This window comes from Providencia sp. PROV073 (assembly GCF_033688125.1).
Taxonomy (GTDB): Bacteria; Pseudomonadota; Gammaproteobacteria; order Enterobacterales; family Enterobacteriaceae; genus Providencia; species Providencia hangzhouensis.
In genome coordinates, this window is record NZ_CP096353.1 from 1,900,156 (window position 1) to 1,920,235 (window position 20,080).

17 protein-coding genes are annotated in these 20,080 nt (G+C 41.7%); 13 read left to right on the forward strand and 4 right to left on the reverse strand.

Annotated elements, in window-relative coordinates; all coding sequences use genetic code 11:
* Positions 1-11: 11 nt before the first annotated feature.
* From nuoI to nuoN, 6 genes are read left to right on the forward strand one after another with little or no spacing between them, the layout of a single operon-like run.
* Positions 12-554, forward strand: a complete 543-nt coding sequence (gene nuoI / locus M1F17_RS08425) for an NADH-quinone oxidoreductase subunit NuoI (protein ID WP_004259834.1) — start codon at positions 12-14, stop codon at positions 552-554.
* A 12-nt stretch (positions 555-566) separates the two neighbouring features.
* Positions 567-1,109 carry an NADH-quinone oxidoreductase subunit J gene (gene nuoJ, locus M1F17_RS08430; RefSeq protein WP_004259837.1) on the forward strand — a complete coding sequence of 181 codons (543 nt, stop codon included), beginning with the start codon at positions 567-569 and terminating at the stop codon, positions 1,107-1,109.
* A complete protein-coding gene (nuoK, locus tag M1F17_RS08435) occupies positions 1,106-1,408 on the forward strand; it encodes an NADH-quinone oxidoreductase subunit NuoK (RefSeq protein ID WP_004259841.1) in 303 nt (100 codons plus the stop codon). The genes nuoJ and nuoK overlap by 4 nt, the downstream gene beginning before the upstream one ends.
* Positions 1,405-3,246 carry an NADH-quinone oxidoreductase subunit L gene (nuoL, locus tag M1F17_RS08440; RefSeq protein ID WP_004259845.1) on the forward strand — a complete coding sequence of 614 codons (1,842 nt, stop codon included), beginning with the start codon at positions 1,405-1,407 and terminating at the stop codon, positions 3,244-3,246. Before nuoK ends, nuoL begins: the two co-directional genes overlap by 4 nt.
* A gap of 19 nt (positions 3,247-3,265) precedes the next feature.
* Positions 3,266-4,786: an NADH-quinone oxidoreductase subunit M gene (gene nuoM, locus M1F17_RS08445; protein ID WP_094962295.1), complete on the forward strand. Its 1,521-nt coding sequence runs from the start codon at positions 3,266-3,268 to the stop codon at positions 4,784-4,786.
* A gap of 6 nt (positions 4,787-4,792) precedes the next feature.
* Complete coding sequence (nuoN, locus tag M1F17_RS08450) at positions 4,793-6,253, forward strand: NADH-quinone oxidoreductase subunit NuoN (protein ID WP_094962296.1); 1,461 nt, start codon at positions 4,793-4,795, stop codon at positions 6,251-6,253.
* Between the two features lie 56 nt (positions 6,254-6,309).
* Here the strand turns inward: nuoN and M1F17_RS08455 are convergent, their stop codons facing one another.
* Together M1F17_RS08455 and M1F17_RS08460 are read right to left on the reverse strand one after the other, a co-directional pair.
* Complete coding sequence (locus M1F17_RS08455) at positions 6,310-7,293, reverse strand: alpha-xenorhabdolysin family binary toxin subunit B (protein ID WP_144140816.1); 984 nt, start codon at positions 7,291-7,293, stop codon at positions 6,310-6,312.
* Positions 7,294-7,304: 11 nt separating this feature from the next.
* The gene (locus M1F17_RS08460; RefSeq protein ID WP_167732486.1) at positions 7,305-8,513 is read right to left on the reverse strand and encodes an alpha-xenorhabdolysin family binary toxin subunit A; all 1,209 of its coding nucleotides are present in this window, start codon (positions 8,511-8,513) and stop codon (positions 7,305-7,307) included.
* Positions 8,514-9,258: 745 nt separating this feature from the next.
* Here M1F17_RS08460 and M1F17_RS08465 point away from each other — a divergent pair.
* The 6 genes from M1F17_RS08465 to menE all read left to right on the forward strand — a co-directional run bounded on the left by M1F17_RS08465 (position 9,259) and on the right by menE (position 16,388).
* Positions 9,259-10,593 carry an isochorismate synthase gene (locus M1F17_RS08465; RefSeq protein ID WP_144140818.1) on the forward strand — a complete coding sequence of 445 codons (1,335 nt, stop codon included), beginning with the start codon at positions 9,259-9,261 and terminating at the stop codon, positions 10,591-10,593.
* A 119-nt stretch (positions 10,594-10,712) separates the two neighbouring features.
* Entirely contained in the window at positions 10,713-12,386 is a 1,674-nt protein-coding gene (gene menD / locus M1F17_RS08470; protein ID WP_164455517.1) for a 2-succinyl-5-enolpyruvyl-6-hydroxy-3-cyclohexene-1-carboxylic-acid synthase, read from the forward strand.
* Positions 12,386-13,150, forward strand: a complete 765-nt coding sequence (gene menH, locus M1F17_RS08475; RefSeq protein ID WP_272514694.1) for a 2-succinyl-6-hydroxy-2,4-cyclohexadiene-1-carboxylate synthase — start codon at positions 12,386-12,388, stop codon at positions 13,148-13,150. The genes menD and menH overlap by 1 nt, the downstream gene beginning before the upstream one ends.
* Before the next feature lie 12 nt (positions 13,151-13,162).
* Entirely contained in the window at positions 13,163-14,020 is an 858-nt protein-coding gene (gene menB / locus M1F17_RS08480) for a 1,4-dihydroxy-2-naphthoyl-CoA synthase (RefSeq protein WP_004259866.1), read from the forward strand.
* Entirely contained in the window at positions 14,020-14,991 is a 972-nt protein-coding gene (gene menC, locus M1F17_RS08485) for an o-succinylbenzoate synthase (RefSeq protein ID WP_004259867.1), read from the forward strand. The genes menB and menC overlap by 1 nt, the downstream gene beginning before the upstream one ends.
* Positions 14,979-16,388, forward strand: a complete 1,410-nt coding sequence (gene menE / locus M1F17_RS08490; RefSeq protein ID WP_318837359.1) for an o-succinylbenzoate--CoA ligase — start codon at positions 14,979-14,981, stop codon at positions 16,386-16,388. Before menC ends, menE begins: the two co-directional genes overlap by 13 nt.
* Before the next feature lie 44 nt (positions 16,389-16,432).
* Here the strand turns inward: menE and M1F17_RS08495 are convergent, their stop codons facing one another.
* Positions 16,433-17,872 (reverse strand): catalase, encoded by a 1,440-nt coding sequence (locus M1F17_RS08495; RefSeq protein ID WP_004259872.1) that lies wholly within the window; start codon positions 17,870-17,872, stop codon positions 16,433-16,435.
* 334 nt (positions 17,873-18,206) lie between these two features.
* On the opposite strand from M1F17_RS08495, the gene M1F17_RS08500 reads away from it, so the two are divergent.
* On the forward strand, positions 18,207-18,749 hold the full coding sequence (locus M1F17_RS08500; protein ID WP_094962305.1) for a YfaZ family outer membrane protein: 543 nt from the start codon (positions 18,207-18,209) through the stop codon (positions 18,747-18,749).
* A gap of 151 nt (positions 18,750-18,900) precedes the next feature.
* On the opposite strand, the gene M1F17_RS08505 is transcribed toward M1F17_RS08500, so the two are convergent.
* Entirely contained in the window at positions 18,901-19,851 is a 951-nt protein-coding gene (locus M1F17_RS08505; RefSeq protein WP_004259881.1) for an Rpn family recombination-promoting nuclease/putative transposase, read from the reverse strand.
* Between the last annotated feature and the right edge of the window lie 229 nt (positions 19,852-20,080).

A 20,080-nucleotide genomic window follows, 5' to 3' on the forward strand; every position in this document is an offset into this window, starting at 1 on the left:
GTGATTGAACCATGACATTGAAAGAGTTATTGGTCGGTTTCGCCACCCAAGTACGTAGTATTTGGATGGTCGGCCTACATGCGTTCGATAAACGCGAAACGCAAATGTATCCAGAAGAGCCGGTTTATCTGCCACCCCGTTACCGTGGTCGTATCGTGTTGACGCGCGATCCAGACGGTGAAGAGCGTTGTGTTGCATGTAACTTGTGTGCGGTAGCTTGCCCTGTGGGTTGTATCTCACTGCAAAAAGCTGAACACGAAGATGGCCGCTGGTACCCTGAATTTTTCCGCGTTAACTTTTCGCGCTGTATTTTCTGTGGTCTGTGTGAAGAGGCTTGCCCTACCACGGCAATCCAATTAACACCTGATTTTGAAATGGCCGATTGGAGACGTCAGGATCTGGTTTACGAGAAAAATGACCTGTTGATTTCAGGTCCGGGTAAATATCCTGATTATAACTTTTACCGTAAATCAGGTATGGCGATTGCAGGTAAAGACAAAGGTGAAGCGGATAACGAAGCGAAACCTATCAACGTCAAAGACCTGTTGCCATAAGGAGCGATATTCATGGAATTTACATTTTATATCGCCGGTCTAGTTGCCATTTTAGCAACTTTAAGGGTGATAACGAATACAAATCCGGTGCATGCACTGTTGTATCTGGTTGTTTCTCTGCTGGCTCTGTCAATGGTGTTTTTCTCCCTCGGCGCGTATTTTGCTGGAGCGTTGGAAATCATCGTTTATGCAGGTGCCATCATGGTCCTGTTCGTGTTCGTCGTGATGATGCTCAACCTAGGACGTTCTGTTCAAGAACAAGAGCGCGCTTGGTTGACGCCGAAAAACTGGATTGGTCCTGCTGTGTTATCCGCAGTTTTATTGGCTATCTTAGTTTACGGCATCACCTCATTGTCATATCAAGAAGGCATTGAGGGCACCATCATTGGGGCGAAAGAAGTGGGTATTAGCTTGTTCGGGCCTTACGTTCTGGCTGTCGAATTGGCGTCACTGTTACTACTAGCTGGTTTAGTTGTCGCATTCCACGTTGGACGTGACCGTAAAGAAAACGGTGCTGATCTTGTCAGTATCGCGAAGGCGGAGGAGCAAAAATGATACCTCTAGAACATGGTCTGATTTTAGCGGCGATTTTATTTGTGATGGGGCTTAGCTGCCTTGTTATTCGCCGCAATCTGCTTTTCATGCTGATCGGACTGGAAATCATGATTAACTCAACTGCACTGGCATTTGTGGTTGCAGGGAGTTTTTGGGGGCAGCCAGACGGCCAAATTATGTATATATTGGCAATTACATTGGCTGCAGCGGAGGCGAGTATTGGATTGGCGTTGTTACTGCAACTCCATCGTCATCGTCAGAACCTGAATATTGATAAAGTCAGTGAGATGCGCGGATGAACCTACTCTATTTAACTATTCTGTTGCCTTTACTGGGGTCGGTGTTGTTAGCCTTCTCCCGTGGACGCTGGTCAGAAAACGTTTCGGCCATTATTGGTGCGGGGTCGGTCGGCTTAGCGGCCATCGTCGCATTCTATGCTGGCAATGAATTTTTAGCTCAAGACGCTGGTAGCGTGTTCATCCAACCTCTGTGGACTTGGATGTCTGTCGGTACCTTTAATATCCCATTCACCCTAATGTTAGATGGTCTATCTCTGACCATGTTAGGTGTGGTAACGGGTGTGGGCTTCCTTATTCATGTATACGCTTCTTGGTATATGCGTGGTGAGGAAGGTTACTCACGTTTCTTCGCTTACACTAACCTGTTTATCGCGAGTATGGTGGTCTTAGTCCTCGCTGATAATATGATGCTGATGTATCTCGGTTGGGAAGGGGTAGGGCTGTGCAGTTACCTGTTGATTGGTTTCTATTATACCAATCCAGAAAACGGTAAAGCCGCAATGAAAGCGTTCTTTGTCACGCGTATCGGTGATGTATTCCTCGCCATTGGTATGTTTATCCTGTGGAATGAGCTCGGCACATTGAATTTCAGCGAAATGGCGGTGTTAGCACCTCAGAAATTTGCTGAAGGTTCGAGTGCGATCAATTGGGCAACCTTAATGTTATTAGGTGGCGCAGTCGGTAAATCAGCACAGTTACCATTGCAAACGTGGTTGGCAGATGCGATGGCGGGTCCAACGCCAGTTTCAGCATTGATCCACGCCGCAACCATGGTAACGGCCGGTGTGTACTTAGTGGCTCGTACCCACGTTCTGTTCTTATTAGCGCCAGAAGTTTTACATCTAGTTGGCGTTGTGGGCGCAGTGACATTAGTACTGGCAGGGTTTGCTGCACTGGTTCAAACCGATATCAAGCGCGTGCTTGCTTATTCCACGATGAGCCAAATCGGTTATATGTTTTTGGCTCTCGGTGTGCAAGCTTGGGATGCTGCGATTTTCCACCTGATGACGCACGCTTTCTTTAAAGCACTGTTGTTCCTGTCAGCAGGTTCGGTCATTTTGGCATGCCACCACGAGCAAAATATCTTCAAAATGGGCGGATTGCGTAAGCAAATTCCATTTATCTACGCTGTGATGTTGATTGGCGGAAGCGCACTGGCAGCATTGCCATTGTTTACTGCTGGTTTCTACAGTAAAGATGCCATTTTGTGGGGAGCGCAGCTTGATGGACAAACTGTATTGTTGTGGGCAGGTATCCTCGGTGCATTAATGACCGCAATTTATACCTTCCGTATGATTTTCATCGTGTTCCACGGTGAAGCAAAAATCAAAGCGCATAAGGTTAAAGGCATCACTCACACATTACCACTGGGCATTTTGGCTATCCTTGCAACGTTTGTTGGTGCATTAATCCACCAACCACTCGAAGGGGTATTCCCTGCAGAAGCGGCTGGCAGTGAAGACGGTAAAGTCTTACTCGAAGCGATTTCTGGCGGGTTTGCTATCGCTGGTCTATTAATTGCGGTATTCCTCTACCTGTTTAGACGTTCAATAGTCGATGCTATCGCGAAAACTGCGGTGGGTCGTTTCTTCAGCGCATGGTGGTACCAAGCGTGGGGCTTCGACTGGCTGTATGACGTAGTCTTTGTAAAACCGTTTAAAGGTATTGCATGGCTACTGGAAAGCGATCCGATTAACTCTCTGATGAATATCCCTGCACATCTTTCACGTTGGGCAAATAAAGGGCTTGCAGTGAGTGAAAACGGCCAAATCCGTTGGTATGTTGCCTCGTTGGGGCTGGGTGCAGTGCTGATTCTTGCTCTGCTGCTTTTGGTTTAATTAAGGGACACATTGCGCCATGCTATTACCCTGGCTAATACTCATTCCCTTCATCGGAGGCCTGCTAAGCTGGCAGGCTGACCGGTTCAGTCATCGCGCACCGCGCTGGATTGCACTGGCGACGATGGGAATAACATTAATACTCTCCGTGCAATTGTGGTTAGAAGGGAATTACTCTCTTGTTAATCCACAAGGGATTCCACAATGGCAATCTGTTTTCTTTATGCCGTGGATCCCGTCACTGGGAATTGACTTTCATTTAGCTATTGACGGTTTATCACTGCTGATGGTCGTATTAACGGCTATCATGGGGGCTTTCTCGATTCTGAGCTCTTGGAGTGAAAACCAGAAGAACCAAGGTGCGTATCACTTTAACCTGCTGTGGATTATCACAGGTGTGATGGGGATTTTCACCGCGGTTGACTTGTTCTTATTCTTCTTCTTCTGGGAGATGATGCTGATCCCAATGTACTTCCTGATTGCCAATTGGGGGCACAAAGGGTCAGAAAACAGACAACATATCAAAGCCGCGACTAAGTTCTTTATCTATACGCAAGCAAGTGGCTTGATCATGTTGGTTTCCATCATTGGATTGGCACTAGCGAATTACAATACTTCAGGCGTATTAACATTCGATTATAACCAACTGTTAGGCGCAGAGCTGTCTAGTAACGTTGCGTTTATGTTGATGTTAGGCTTCTTTATCGCCTTTGCCGTTAAAATGCCATTGGTTCCTTTCCATGGTTGGATGGCAGATACCCAAGAACAGTCGCCTACAGCGGGTTCCGTGGATATCTCCGGTATCATGCTAAAAACCGCAGCATACGGCCTGTTACGCTTTACTTTGCCTCTGTTCCCTGAAGCCTCTATCCAGTTCACGCCAGTGGCGATGACGCTGGGTGTGATCAGTATCTTCTACGGTGCATGGTTGGCGTTCAAACAAACGGATATCAAACGTCTTGCAGCGTACAGTAGCTTATCCCATATGGGCTTTGTGACAGTCGCTATTTACGCGGGTTCAACCTTGGCCTACCAAGGTGCTGTAGTTCAAATGATCACCAATGGTTTGTCTGGTGCGGCACTGATTATCATTAGTGGTCAACTGTATGAACGTACGCAAACGCGTGATATGCGTATGATGGGTGGATTATGGAAACGCATTAAATGGTTACCAGGAATGTCCCTGTTCTTTGCTGCGGCAACGCTAGGAATGCCAGGTACAGGTAACTTCATTGGTGAATTTATGATCCTGTTTGGCAGCTTCAGCCAATTCACGTTAGTGACTTGTATTATGGTCTTTGGTGTGGTGTTTGCGTCTATCTACTCACTGTGGATGATGCAACAGACCTACTACGGTACACCTAAGTCTGAAAAAGAAATGAAAGGGTTAACGGCACGTGAATTTGGTGTGCTGCTGGCTCTGGCTGCTTTACTGGTTATTATCGGTTTCTACCCACAACCAATTTTAGATACCTCAATTGGTTCGATGGAAACATTGCATAACCTGTATTCTGCTTCACTTACAACATTAGGGCTGTAATTCGCCATGACAATAACTCCTCAAGAACTGATCGCAATACTACCACTGATGATCGTCGGGTTGACGGCGGTGGTTGTGATGCTGTCCATTGCGTGGCGACGCGATCACCTTACCAGTGCCGCGCTGACAGTATCTGGCTTTGTTATTGCGTTGCTTTCACTGATTTGGGTAGCCGACGGCTATCTAATGGATGTGACTTCGCTTATCCGTGTTGATGGCTTTGCGCTGTTCTATAGTGCATTAGTCCTGATTGCAGGTATCGGTACCAGCATCTTTGCCTACCACTGGCTGGAAGGTTTTGGCGACAATAGAGATGAATTCCACTTGTTAGTTGCTATCGCGGTGGCAGGTGGTGTGCTGTTATCTATGTCAAACCATATGGCGTCGATGTTTATCGGTATTGAGCTGATTTCATTGCCACTGTTTGGCTTAGTTGCCTATACCTTTGAGCGCAGTCGCACATTAGAAGCTGGGATCAAGTACATGCTGTTATCTGCAGCAGCGTCTTCATTCCTGTTATTCGGAATTGCGTTACTGTATGCGGAATCGGGTAGCTTAAGCTTCGCAGCTGTTGGTCAAAGTCTTTCTGATAACCAAATTCACGCCCCATTAGTGATGATTGGTTTCGGTATGCTCATTGTTGGTTTTGGCTTTAAACTGTCACTGTTTCCATTCCAACTGTGGACACCAGACGTTTATCAAGGTGCGCCTGCACCTGTATCAGCTTTCTTAGCAACGGGTAGTAAAATCGCTATCTTTGCCGTATTAGTGCGTATCTTTTTGGAAGCACCAATTGCCAACAGCAATACGTTAGCGATTGTGATTTCAGTGATTGCCATAGCATCTATCTTGTTTGGTAACTTACTGGCTATCACACAAAAAAGCGCAAAACGCTTGCTGGGTTACTCATCTATCTCGCATATGGGTTATTTACTCGTTGCCCTTGTTGCGTTACGTATCGACCCAGTAGCGTCACAAGTGACTATCGCAATCTACTTAGTGGGTTACTTGTTTGCAAGCTTAGGCGCATTTGGTGTTGTGAGTATCGTTTCCAGTCCTTATCGTGGTGATGACCAGGATGATTTCAGTGCATTCCGTGGGCTGTTCTGGCATAAACCCGTTCTAGCAACGGTAATGACTGTGATGATGCTGTCGCTGGCAGGTATTCCAATTACATTAGGATTTATTGGTAAATTCTATGTGATTGCATCCGCGGTGAATGCAGAGTTATGGTGGTTAACAGGAACTGTAGTGGTTGGTAGTGCAATTGGTTTATATTACTACCTAAGCTTTATGGCTAGCCTATATAGCCGCGATGCAGAACATGCAGAACGTTATACAGGCCCTGAAAAAGCAACGTTAGGGACCGTTGTTGCTGTTATTTGCGCCATTGCGGTTATTGTCTTTGGTGTATGGCCACAACCTCTTATTGATATGACATCAACAGCACTTGCTGTGATTAACTAATAGGCTAAAATTTCCTATAGTTGATAAACCGGCTACTTTTGAGTAGCCGGTTTTTTTTAATCAGGTAACTGACGCTGATATTGGTATTCCATATCATCTAAAAAAGACATTAGTACTTGGCTTGCGGTATTGATCTTTTGAATATTCACTGTTTTTTCAGACGATTTTTCATTAATAAAATGGCACCATTCCCACCAATAATTCTTAATGAGGCCTATCTGAGTAATAATTGATAATTTATGTGAATCTATAGCGGTGATTTGTTCTGATAAGAGCATGAGTTGAGAAAGCTTAAATATTGTTTTATCAATGTGATTAACTTCTTCTTTTAATTCTAAAATTTGGTTTCCTAAATCTAGCCTGACCTCGACAAGTTGCGCAAATTCTAAACCATCATCAATGACTGATAATAAATTCTTAATAAAGGCAATGGCTGATTTTAATATTTGCTTTTTATTTGTTGGCATATCAATTGAGTCAATTAACTCATCATTCAACAAATGTTTTTTTAAGAAATCAGTGATTTTAGATTTTAAGATGATATCTTCTGCTGCGGTAATAACGGAGTGTTGCTGATTGATTTCGTTTATTTTTAGCATTTTGCTATTTTTGGATGTGACTAGGAGTTCTTTTTGTTCTGAGTATTGCTGTAGTTTATGTTGGTTGCTTTCTTCCACGTGAATGAGTGATAGAGAGTCGGTGGTGTAACTGAATTTGGTAATTATTCTTTCTAGCTCTAATTTAAAATCAATTAAATCCTCAATAAAGCTTGTGACTAAAATTCCGTCAGGTATATTTGTATTTTCACTATTTAATTCACTTTTTAAAATATAATTTAATTTTATTTTTAGCTTCGGTATCGAGTTTCTGATTGTTTCATTTATATTGAAAGTCTTACTTGCAATTTTTTGTATCTTTCCGTGTATGATAAAGTCATAATGTATTATATTTTTATTAAATGCGGAAATTTCATTTGACATATGCCTTAACTGATAAATATCAATGGAGGGCAATATCGGTAAATCAAGCTTATCTTGCATATGAGTACCTTTTATTGAGGGGGGGTGTTATTTGGTTGAATTTGGTCAAATAACGTTATTAAGTGTGTAGAGTATTCTTGAATGGTATACCAGGATGTAACAATTCGTTTGAAATGAGTAATGAATTTAATAAGTTTATCAGCGTTATTGATTTTTTTGAAAACCTCGATTGATTGGGTTATTTCAGTTAGGAGGACAAGCCACATATAATCTAAATGGTCAACGGCTAACCGTGCATCTTTAAAGAAACCATCGATTTTATGGAGGTTAATTTGAATATCAAAGATAACTTTTTTGATGAGTTCTTCTTTGTTAATTTGGTCGTTAATTGATTTTATTTCTGCTAATGTTTCATTTTTTCTTGCTCGAATTTTTTCAGCTTTCGAGCCAAAAATACTACCAGTAATAATGAGACCGATGACACCACCTGCTAAGCCGGTGAAGCTGAGTTTTACAAAATGTGAATACTCTTGTTCTAATTGCTGTAGTTCCTGCTTTTTCGTTTTAAGTAATTCTTGTAAGTAGCTATCTGTAATTTCATTATCAGTAGTTTCAAGTTGATTATATAACCCTTTAATATTAAACAATAATGATTCAACGTGTTGATAATTAGATAGATACCCACCTGTAATATGTACTCTAAAATCTGAAATGATATTTTTAATATTACTTGTCTTAATGGATTGCTCCTTAATATCATCTTTAATTAATTGTAAGATATTAGTTAGTTCAGTCGCTATTTGTTGGTCATCGCTTTGATAAAATATTTCATCTAACTCACTTTCATTAATATCATTCAAACTGTCTGATACCCTTTTCAATATAGGCATATGGTTTATATATTCAATAATCTGCCCTCCTGTATGTATAATGTTTCGGCTAGCTAGAGATAGGTTGACAGATTGCTCTTTAACATGTTGCTCGACATTATCCCAGGTATTGGCATGATCTCGAATATTGATAATGGTATTAATTAATTCGTCTGTATCTATTGGTAAAGTGGTTGATGAGGTAATACCAAACCATTTTAGAATATCATTTTTTTTCCAAGGCAAAGAAAGAGAGAAGTAAACATGGCGATGTATGCTAATTAAATCGTCTAATGTAAAAATACCGACTTCGCGGGTTGAAAGAGCATCTTGATTCGTTAATAAAGCTAAGGTTGTATGGCCTATATGCTCTTTTTCAATAATTCTGTCGTAATTTTCTTTTGTATTCATTTTAAAATCCATGTTGATTAAGTTAAGGATTGAACACTAATTTGTATTAGCACTATTGTATGGTTGAGTTACCTATTTATTGTAAATGAAAATATAAATTTCATATTTGTTAACCTACTAGAAATTGACTGAAAGTTTTATACTAAAAAATGAAAAACAGAGCTAAAAAATAGCACTTTGAGCAAGTCAATACATGTTTAAAATATTATTTTTTATTATATATATTTAGAAATCATCTATAGTGATAATAAATTAAATAACGCATAACAATATGATGATAATTAAAATTTACGGCGGTTTTACTTTTGAAGGCTAAATAGAATTGTAATGGAATATAGGTTTGCAGCTTAAATATAACTATGTTTCAAAATGGAATTCTTTTTGGATAAAAATGAAGCAATTTCGAGAGGGAGGAAAGAAGAAAGGGGATAAAATCACATTTTCCATTAATTAAATGAATGGAATGACGTGTAATATATATAATAAGCTATACTATCAACAACCTGAACCTCTATTCGTGTAACAAGGTTGGTTTTGATGTGATTTCTCTTGGCTATCGTCATTTGGGGCATAAGCGATAATTATAGTGATGTACTAAAAACAATTTGTTTATTGCAGATAATCTGTTTTTAGTGCTGAACCGGTGACATAGCATTTACTGTTAGTCATCAATGTATTAAAAAATGGTTTTGCGCTATATAATAACGCGTAGTGAATTTGTGTGATGTAGCAGTGGGAATCTAAAGTGAACTATAAAAAAATTGATCAACTGATAACTGAAATTTTGGATCATTTGTCTACATTGACACTAAAAAACCAAGAGTTTATTCGTTTTGTTTGGCAATTGGATGCGCAAACCGCTTTCCCTGGTCTTTCATGGCTATCAGTGCAAGAAAGCTACCCTCAATTTTACTGGTATCAACGGACGGGAGCTGAAGAATGTAGTGCTCTTGGCATGGTGAAATCTTTTGATTCGATAGATAAGGCTCAAGCTTTTTTATCGCAATACCCTGATATACCAGAAATGCGCCTATGGGGGCTTAATGGGTGGAATGCCGTCGGGGATGGGATCCCTGACGAGATAAAACGTCAAGCAACATTTTGTTTTTTACCTCGTATTGAAATTCATCGATTACGTTCAACGATTAACGTTAGTATCAATATAGAAGGTGAAGAAGATCGCTTAAATGCCATTCATCTTTTACAGCAATTAAAACCCGCTTCTCAAGTGACATTGGCACTGAATGCGGATATTACTGCGCAAGAACATATTCCTACTCATGATGAATGGTGCCGTTTATTAAATTGTGCTATTGATGATATGAAGTCAGGGAAAATGGAAAAAGTGGTTATGGCAAGGAAAACAAAACTTACCTTGTCTAAGCCTATTGCGGTTGCTGAGTTTCTCGCACAAAGCCAGCAAGTGAATCATCATTGCTACCATTTTATGATGGCCTTTAACGCACATTCTGGTTTTATTTCTTCAACCCCCGAGCGTTTATATTTACGTCAAGATGGCCAATTAAATTCTGAGGCCTTAGCGGGAACCGTCGCTAATGACCCTGATGATGCAGTCGCAGCAGAGTACGCTAAATGGTTGATGGAAGATAAAAAAAACCAACATGAAAACTTAGTGGTTGTTGATGATATTTGTCAACAATTGCAAGGGGCGGTGACTGGGGTAGATGTGTCTTCAGCAAAAGTTATTCGTTTAAGAAAAATTCAACACCTTTATCGTTCAATTGTTGCGACGCTAATCACCCCTTCTGATAGCGATTGTTTACAACGCCTCCAACCTACCGCTGCCGTGTGTGGTTTGCCACGAAAAGTCGCTCGGCAATTTTTAGCCAAAAATGAACCTTTTTCTCGCGGCTGGTATGCAGGGACGGGTGGTTTTATGAGCTTAAATAAAAGTGAATTCGCGGTATCTCTACGTTGTGCGCAAATAGAGGGTGCACAGGTCTCATTATATTCAGGCGCTGGTATTGTCAGTGGCTCAGACCCAGAGCAAGAGTGGATAGAAATTGAAAATAAAGCGGCTGGGCTAAAGTCTTTATTTGAAAATAACGAAAAACCATAAAATAAAAATGGTTATTTTCTTTTTTATTTCAATTAGTTCATCAAAAATTGTCCTGAGATCAAGAAATTTATTTCAGCCAGTCTAAACTAATTGATAACTAATAATTTGCTGAGCATATTATGTCGAATTCTGCTTTTAACCTCCGTTGGGCTGAAGTGATTATCGAAGCACTGTCTCGCCACGGAATGAAACACATCTGTATTGCGCCTGGTTCGCGCTCAACACCCTTGACCCTTGCGGCGATTAACCATGGTAAATTGCATTGCCATACGCATTTTGATGAGCGTGGTTTAGGGCACCTAGCTCTAGGTTTAGCAAAAGCCAGTCATGAGCCTGTAGGGGTTATCGTTACCTCTGGTACAGCTGTTGCAAACCTTTACCCTTCATTAATTGAAGCCGGTTTAACAGGGGAAAAGGTGATTTTTCTTACCGCTGACAGACCGCCAGAATTGATTGATTGCGGTGCTAATCAAGCTATTCGGCAAACACATATTTTTGCGTCTCACCCCTCTCAATCATTAATGTTGCCACGGCCGACGCAAGATATTTCAGCGAAATGGTTGGTCACCGCGATTGATAATGGCATGAACCAGTTACACCATGGTGGCTTTCATATTAATTGTCCATTTGCAGAGCCACTATATGGTGAAATGGATGGGGAATATGAGTGGCAGCAAACACTTGGAGAATGGTGGAATTCTTCTCACCCGTGGTTAACTGAGCCATTAACCCATTCCGTCGCATTGGTTGCGGATTGGTATTTTTGGCGTCAGAAAAAAGGCGTTGTGATTGCAGGGCGAATGACAGCGAGTGAAGGGGAGTTAGTTGCAAAATGGGCACAGGAACTTGGATGGCCAGTACTCGGTGATGTGCTGTCTCAAACCGGACAACCTTTTCCATGTGCCGACTTATGGCTACAACATCCAGAAACTCAGTCTATTTTAAAAGATGCGGAATTAGTCGTTCAGTTTGGTTCAAGCTTAACGGGAAAACGGCTCTTACAATGGCAAGCCAATTGTGAGCCGCAAGAGTATTGGATTATCGACTCAATACCTCAGCGGTTAGACCCAGCCAATCATAAGGGAAGAAAATTAACCTGTTCAATCAAGGGTTGGCTAGATAACCATCCTGCACAGCCGAGAAGCTTGTGGTGTGAGTCGCTGCCCACTTTAGTGCAAAAAACTCAACACCATGTGCGCCAACGCTTACAAGCGCAGTTTTCAGAAGCCGCAGTTGCACACCAATTACCTGAACTGCTACCTCCACGAGGCCAACTATTTGTTGGCAACAGCTTAATTGTCCGTTTGGTAGATGCACTAGCACAACTTCCATTGGGCTATCCTGTTTATAGTAACCGGGGCGCGAGTGGTATTGATGGTTTGATTTCTACCATGGCAGGTGTTCAACGGGCAACAGCACGGCCAACATTGGCTATTGTTGGGGATATTTCTGCACTATATGACTTGAATAGTTTGGCTTTGTTGCGTGAGCCTTCAGCGCCCACCGTTCTGATCGTGGTGAATAACAATGGTGGGCAAATTTTTTCTATGTTACCTACACCAGACGAAGCAAGACAAAACTATTACTGTATGCCGCAAAATGTCAGTTTCGAGCCCGCGGCGAAAATGTTTGGTTTACAATATTGTACGCCGACAGACTGGACAACACTAAAAAATACCGTTCAACAATTTTGGCGCCGTCAACAGGGCACATTGCTGGTGGAATTGCAGGTGGCAAGTGATGAAGGCGCCCGTACGTTAAAACAACTATTGAATGAAGTTGTGGAACTGTAATGTTATCTGCCCATAGACATAATTCAGTCTCATCTGCTCCTTGGGTCATCTGGCTGCATGGCTTGTTAGGTAGTGCCGATGACTGGCTACCAGTGATTGAACAAACACGTGCTTTTCCATCGTTAGCGGTGGATTTACCAGGGCATGGCGGTTCTCACTCAGAGCCATGCCAAGGTTTTTCACATTTTGATAAACAACTCAGCGCTCTTTTACAGTATCATCAAATTAATGAATACTACTTGGTTGGCTATTCACTCGGTGCTCGGTTAGCGATGCATTTTGCCTGTCACTATCAGCCTAACGGATTATTAGGTTTAGTGATTGAGGGGGGCAATGTGGGATTAGTCAATGAACAAGAACGAGTTGCTCGGGCGGCTAATGATAAGGCATGGGCACAACGTTTTCGTTCAGAACCCATAGAAGAAGTGTTAGATGATTGGTATCAACAAGCTGTATTTGCTGATTTGTCGACCACTCAGCGCCAACATTTAATTCAGTTACGTCGGCAAAATAACCCGCACAGTATTGCTGCTATGCTAGAAAATACATCATTAGCAAAGCAACCTTTCTTGGCGGACAAATTGCATCAATTGACCTGTCCCTATCGTTATTTTTGTGGCGAAAAGGATAAAAAGTTTCGAAGCGTTTCGCAACAATATGAATTGCCGTTAACGCTAATTGAAAATGCAGGGCATAATGCGCATCGGGAAAACCCAATGGGCTTTGCAGCTGCACTACACCATTTTTTATCACACTGTGGTTAAAGGAATCTGATAATGATTTATCCAAGCGAAGAAAAATTATACGCACCAATTGAATGGCAAGATTGCTCTACAGGGTTTGAAGATATTCGCTATCATAAATCTCCGGAAGGGATTGCAAAAATTACGATTAATCGCCCAGAAGTGCGTAATGCTTTTCGTCCACAAACCGTGAAAGAAATGATCCAAGCTCTATCTGATGCACGCTATGATGACCAAGTTGGAACTATCATTTTAACGGGTGAAGGTGAAAAAGCATTTTGTGCCGGTGGTGACCAAAAAATTCGTGGCGACTACGGCGGGTATCGTGACGAAAGTGGTACTCATCACTTAAATGTATTAGATTTCCAACGTCAAATTCGTACTTGTCCAAAACCTGTGGTGGCAATGGTCGCCGGTTTCTCTATCGGTGGTGGTCATGTGTTACATATGATGTGTGACCTGACTATTGCTGCAGATAACGCAATCTTTGGCCAAACCGGTCCAAAAGTTGGCTCATTTGATGGTGGCTGGGGTGCGTCTTATATGGCACGTATTGTTGGGCAGAAAAAGGCACGTGAAATCTGGTTCCTGTGCCGCCAGTATAATGCACAAGAAGCGTTGGATATGGGGCTGGTTAATACTGTCGTTCCTTATGCTGACTTAGAAAAAGAGACTGTGCGTTGGTGTCGTGAAATGCTAGAGAACAGCCCAATGGCATTACGTTGCTTGAAAGCCGCCTTGAATGCAGACTGTGATGGTCAGGCTGGCCTGCAAGAGCTCGCAGGTAATGCCACTATGTTGTTCTATATGACAGATGAAGGGCAAGAAGGCCGTAACGCCTTTAATGAAAAACGTGCTCCAGACTTCTCTAAATATAAGCGTAATCCATAATGCGTAAAGCCCGTATTTATTCGTTCAGCCTGCCGATGGAGGCAGGCGTTATCCTTCGCTATCAGCGACTAAAAACGCGTGATGGGCTTTTAGTCTGTTTACAAGATGGGGATAATGAAGGTTGGGGAGAAATTTCGCCTCTACCTGAATTCAGTCGTGAAACATTAGAAGAAGCAACCGCAGAAACTATTAAGCGACTGAATGAATGGGTGAAAGAAGGCAAAATTTCTAATAGTTTATTACCCTCTGTGGCTTTTGGGTGCAGCTGCGCTCTAGCGGAGCTGGCAGGGGAGCTTCCTGAACAAGCGGATTACCGCAAAGCGCCTTTATGTAGTGGAGATCCTGACGATTTAATCTTAAGCCTTGATGCAATGGAAGGTGAGAAAGTCGCTAAGGTTAAAGTCGGTCTATATGAAGCGGTACGTGATGGTATGGTGGTTAACCTGTTACTAGAGGCAGTTCCAGAACTGAAACTGCGTTTGGATGCGAATCGCAGTTGGACCCGAACAAAAGCCGACGGTTTTGCTAAATATGTTAACCCAGACTACCGTAGTCGTATTGCGTTTTTAGAGGAGCCGTGTAAGACCCGTGAAGAGTCACTGCAATTTGCAGCAGATACTGGCATTAGTATTGCTTGGGATGAAAGTGTACGTGAAGAAGGCTTTATGGTAGAAGCGCAGGAAGGGGTTTCTGCGATAGTCATTAAACCGACCCTGACAGGCAGCTTGTCATATTGCCGCTATTTAGTGGAAGAATCACATCGCTTAGGGTTACAAGCTGTGATTAGCTCATCCATTGAAAGTAGTTTTGGTTTAACACAACTTGCTCGTGTAGCGCATTGGCTAACGCCAAATACCATTCCAGGCTTAGACACGGTATCACTTATTCAATCTCAATTGGTACGGCCTTGGCCACAATGTGATATTCCGCTTCAGCAGTTAGATGATTTAACGCTTGTATGGCAGAGTTAGCACAATTTAAAGATTGGCCTTGGCAACACTGGGCCAATCTTCGTCCGAACTCAATCGCTCTAGTCACAGAGTCCCAAAGTATGACTTGGGAAAGTGTAAGCCAACAAATTACTGACCTTAGAACTTACTTTTTAATGCAAGGCGTAGAGCAGGGGCAGTGTATTGTTTTACATGGGAAAAATTCAGTTGAATTATTACTGAGTCAGCTGGCACTTATTGCTTGTGGGGCTCGTGTTTTACCATTAAATCCCCGCCTCCCAGAACGGTTGTTAGCAGAATTATTACCTCATCTTAATGTTAGCTCAGTTATTGATTTTACTGATGAATCAAATCTGTTAGCAAATTATCGTAATTTAGATTATCAACTTTATTACCATTTTATTAGTGATGAAGAGGTTGCTCCGGTTATTTTTCAAGAGGTTATTCAGCAGCCCGCTACGTTGATTTTAACATCGGGATCGACAGGTCTACCTAAAGCCGCTGTTCACAGTGTCGCTGCGCACTTAAATAGTGCAGCAGGTGTTGTTAATCTGATGAATTACCAGCAAGGAGATTGTTGGTTACTATCGCTGCCGTTATTCCATGTATCTGGTCAGGGGATTGTTTGGCGCTGGCTTCTTAAAGGTGGCTCACTTGCGGTCAAAAATCTTCCTTTGGCTCAAGCATTGCATGAGGTCACTCATGCCTCTTTAGTTCCGACCCAGTTATGGCGTTTATTAAATGATAAATCAGTGACTAATATCGCATTGAAAGCCGTTTTATTGGGAGGAGCGAGTATCCCTTCAACCTTGACGGATCTGGCTCAACAGCATGGTATTGCTTGTTGGAGCGGCTATGGGATGACAGAAATGGCATCTACGGTTTGTGCGAAACGGGCAGACGGTAAAAAAGGTGTCGGTTTACCCTTAAAAGGCAAGCAAGTTCGTCTTGTGGATGATGAAATTCAAATTCAATCAGATAGTCAGGCTCTGGGTTATTGGTTTGATGGGCAACTTCACCCATTAAATTGCCTAGATAACTGGTTTAAAACTAACGATAAAGGGACTTTTATCGATGGGGAATATCAGATTATTGGTCGTCTAGACAACTTATTTATCAGTGGTGGGGAGTGCGTTCAACCCGAAGATATCGAATCAGTCATAAATTCACATCCTGATGTCAGCCAAAGTTTTATTATACCTATTGATGATGTGCAATTTGGGCAACGTCCTGTCGCGGTTATTGAAGCAAATGAGTCAGTGGATTTAAATCAGCTGGCGGATTGGTTAAAAGATAAACTCGCTCCATACCAATATCCTATGGCATTTTATTATTTAGACCCTGAATTGAAAGCAGGGGGAATAAAAGTGTCTAGGCAACAAGTGAAGAAGTGGTTGTTAGCGAGAATAAAAGAATAGGGCGAAATAGTGGCGGGGTTATCCCCACCACTTAATGACTTACACTATTTTAGTGCTTTTAACGCTTTTTCGACACCCGCACCGTATTCAGGGTGAACTTGTTTAAATAACTCGATTTGGCGCACTTGTGTGGCTTCAGTCGCGTCAATCAGTTCACCGGCAATACGTTTAAACATACGTTGGTGCTCGGCATCATCTAACAACTCATATAATGCACGTGGCTGGCTGAAATAATCTTGGTCTTCGCGGTGATCCCAATGGTCAGCAGCACCTTCAATAGATAATGGCGGTTCGCTAAAGTCCGGTTGTTCTTGGAATAATCCGGCTTCATTTGGCTCATAGGTCACATGGTTGCCACTATTACCGTCAACGCGCATTGCCCCATCACGGTGGTAATTATGGAATGGGCAACGTGGGGCGTTTACTGGGATTTGGTGATGGTTGACACCAAGACGATAACGATGAGCATCGCCATAAGAGAACAGGCGGCCTTGTAACATTCTATCTGGCGAGAAACCAATACCCGGAACCACGTTAGCAGGGCTAAAAGCCGCTTGTTCTACGTCAGCAAAATAGTTGTCTGGATTACGATTAAGTTCAAAATAACCGACATCAATTAATGGATAATCTTTGTGTGGCCATACTTTGGTTAAGTCAAATGGGTTATAAGGAACTTGAGAAGCTTCTTTTTCTGGCATAATTTGCACTTGCAAATTCCAGCGTGGGAAATCCCCTTTTTCGATGGATTCAAACAGATCTCGCTGTGAACTTTCTCTATCTTTACCCACTAACTGCTCAGCTTGTTCATCAGACAGATTTTGAATACCTTGTTGGCAACGGAAATGGAATTTGACCCAGAAACGTTCATTGTTACTGTTGATGAAACTATATGTATGGCTACCAAAACCATGCATATGACGGTAACTTTGTGGGATACCACGGTCACTAGCATCAATGGTTAACTGGTGTAAAGATTCAGGTAATTGGGAGAAAAAGGCCCATTTATGTTCCATTGTACGCAGGTTAGAGCGAGGGTCACGTTTAACTACGTGGTTTAAATCAGGGAATTTTAATGGGTCACGGAAATAGAATACAGGGGTGTTGTTACCCACCATATCCCAGTTACCTTCTTCAGTATAAAACTTTAATGCGAAGCCACGAATATCACGTTCTGCGTCGGCAGCTCCACGTTCGCCTGCAACGGTAGAGAACCGAGCGAACATTTCTGTTTTTTTCCCTACTTCAGAGAAAATTTTTGCACGAGTATAGCGGCTAATATCATGGGTTACGGTAAAGGTACCGAAAGCACCAGAACCTTTTGCGTGCATACGTCTTTCAGGGATTACTTCACGGTCAAAATGGGCAAGTTTTTCTAAAAACCAAACATCCTGTAATAACATTGGGCCACGTTTACCCGCTGTCATGACATTATTATTATTGGCGACTGGGGCGCCTGAGGCGGTAGTAAGGCCTTTCTTTTTCATCACAATGCTCCTTTGTTTGGATTAAATGACTACACAAACCTAACTAATAAGTTAATATTTTGTAAAAAATAAAAAACACGACTACAATAAACTTTTAATTCAGTATAGTTATTATGGAATTGATTATCTAATTAATATAACCAATTACTGTGATTACAAGTAAAAAATACGTATTTATCGCACTTTTTTGCACTAAAATTTTTGATGCGTGAAATTTTGTAATGAATAACGAGGGCTTTTATCGAGGCTATAGCGTAAATCTAGGTAAGAATGGCTGAAAATAGGGTGAGATTCGCGTAATATCCATAGGTAATAATATCAAGAGGATAAAATAATGCGCAAATTATTATTATTGGCAGCAGCGATGTCACCATTATTCGTAGGTACTGCACATGCAGTTTCAGTTAGTGCACAAGCAGGTGAACATTTTACTGAGCTGTCTGCAGGGTTAGGTAACCAAAATGCAGGGTTGGCATTTAACGGCTCTTGGGCTCGTAGTGACCATGATGGGCAAATGGGTAGTATTGGTGCCACATTTGGCTTACCTGTTGGGCCTTTCTCTGCATTTGTAGGGGGTAAGGGGCTATATTTATCACCTGATCACAATAGTAATGGTGCTGCATTAGCTGTTGGTGGTGGGTTAAATTGGCAGGTTATGCCTTCACTCAATATTTACGGTGAAGCTTATGGTGCTCCAGAGCAACTGACTTCAGGCAGCAAATCGTACGTCGAAGCTAAAGCCGGTGCACGTTATACGGTATTTAAGCCTTTATCTATTGATGCGGGATATCGCTTAATTGAAATGAAAGGGACACATGGTCATAGTAGCGATAAAGTTGCTGATGGCTGGTATGTAGGGGCTGGCCTTTCATTCTAACAGGGTTATCTTGTTCATAATGCCCCTAGGCGTACATTATGTGTACGCCTAGGGCGAATTTGATGATGTAAACTTAGTTGAGTATTTTTTAAAATAATTGGTTAAACTTTTAGCTGCTTATCCATAGCTATTTACTTCAGTTTTTATTGCATTACTTTAATGACGTCAGCTCATCACGGCTCAATCCGGTGCTTTTCATAATAATTTCAGGGCTAACACCGTTTATCAATAAGTTGCGAGCTAAGGTGGTTTTAGTTTTTTGAACGCCTTCTTGAAGCCCTTTTTGAAGCCCTTCCTGTTTGCCTTTTTGCAGCCCCTCGAGAAGGCCCTCTTGATGACCCTTATTATGTAAGCGTTGTGCGATATTCATAATCGTCTCCTTGTGCTTTTCTGTTTGCGCTTCTAATGTGTAGATAAATTTTTCAAAATCAGTTGAGTCTAAAGCAGAAAATAGGTAATTGATGATAGTGACCACATCATTGTCGCTATTATAGTGTTGATTGAGTGCTTGCGCCAATAAAGGAAGCACATGGTGAAACTCATCTCGCAAACGTTTATGTTTCATCGCTAATTCCATAACAGCAATTTTGCGATGATTTACTAATTCATTATCGTCTATTACAGTGATATCAACCAACGGGAATGATTGTGTATATAACGTATTTGCCAGCTTGGGCTGAGGAAAACAATCTGTCCATAACTGAGTGTAAGGGTAAGGTGAACGAGTACCGTGGTAGAAAAGAATAGGAACAACTAGAGGTAATACAGTGCTTCCTTGCTGCATATGCTGATTCATTGCTAAAAACGCATAATGCATTAAGCGCCACGCCATCAGTTTATCTGGGGTTGACTGGTGCTCGACTAATAAATAAATATAGCCTGTTCCATGTGAGGTCTGTACTGAATACAGAACATCAGATAGCCGAGAGCGAAGCTGTTTATCAATAAATGATGAGTTAGTCAGCTTTAGCGTAGTGAAATCACATAATGATTTTATGTGTTTTGGTAAGTGAATTTCAAAAAAGTCACGTGCGCTGTCTATGTTTGACATAAACCTCTTAAATGCTGCATCGTGGACAGCAGAAATATTTTTCCTTTTCATTCAACCTAATTCCTTATTTACCTCTCAATAACTGTAAAGCAAGAGGGGTAGGGTTGTCTTTTCGGAATTATTTTCTGCCAAATGACGTAATTAAAGAAATATATATTAAATTATATGCAAATAATATATATGTGGAGATAGAGTAGGAATGCTAGGGGATTATTGATTGATTGCGGATATCAAACGATGGCCACCTTGATTGGGAGTGAGGATAGTTAATTTCAGATAA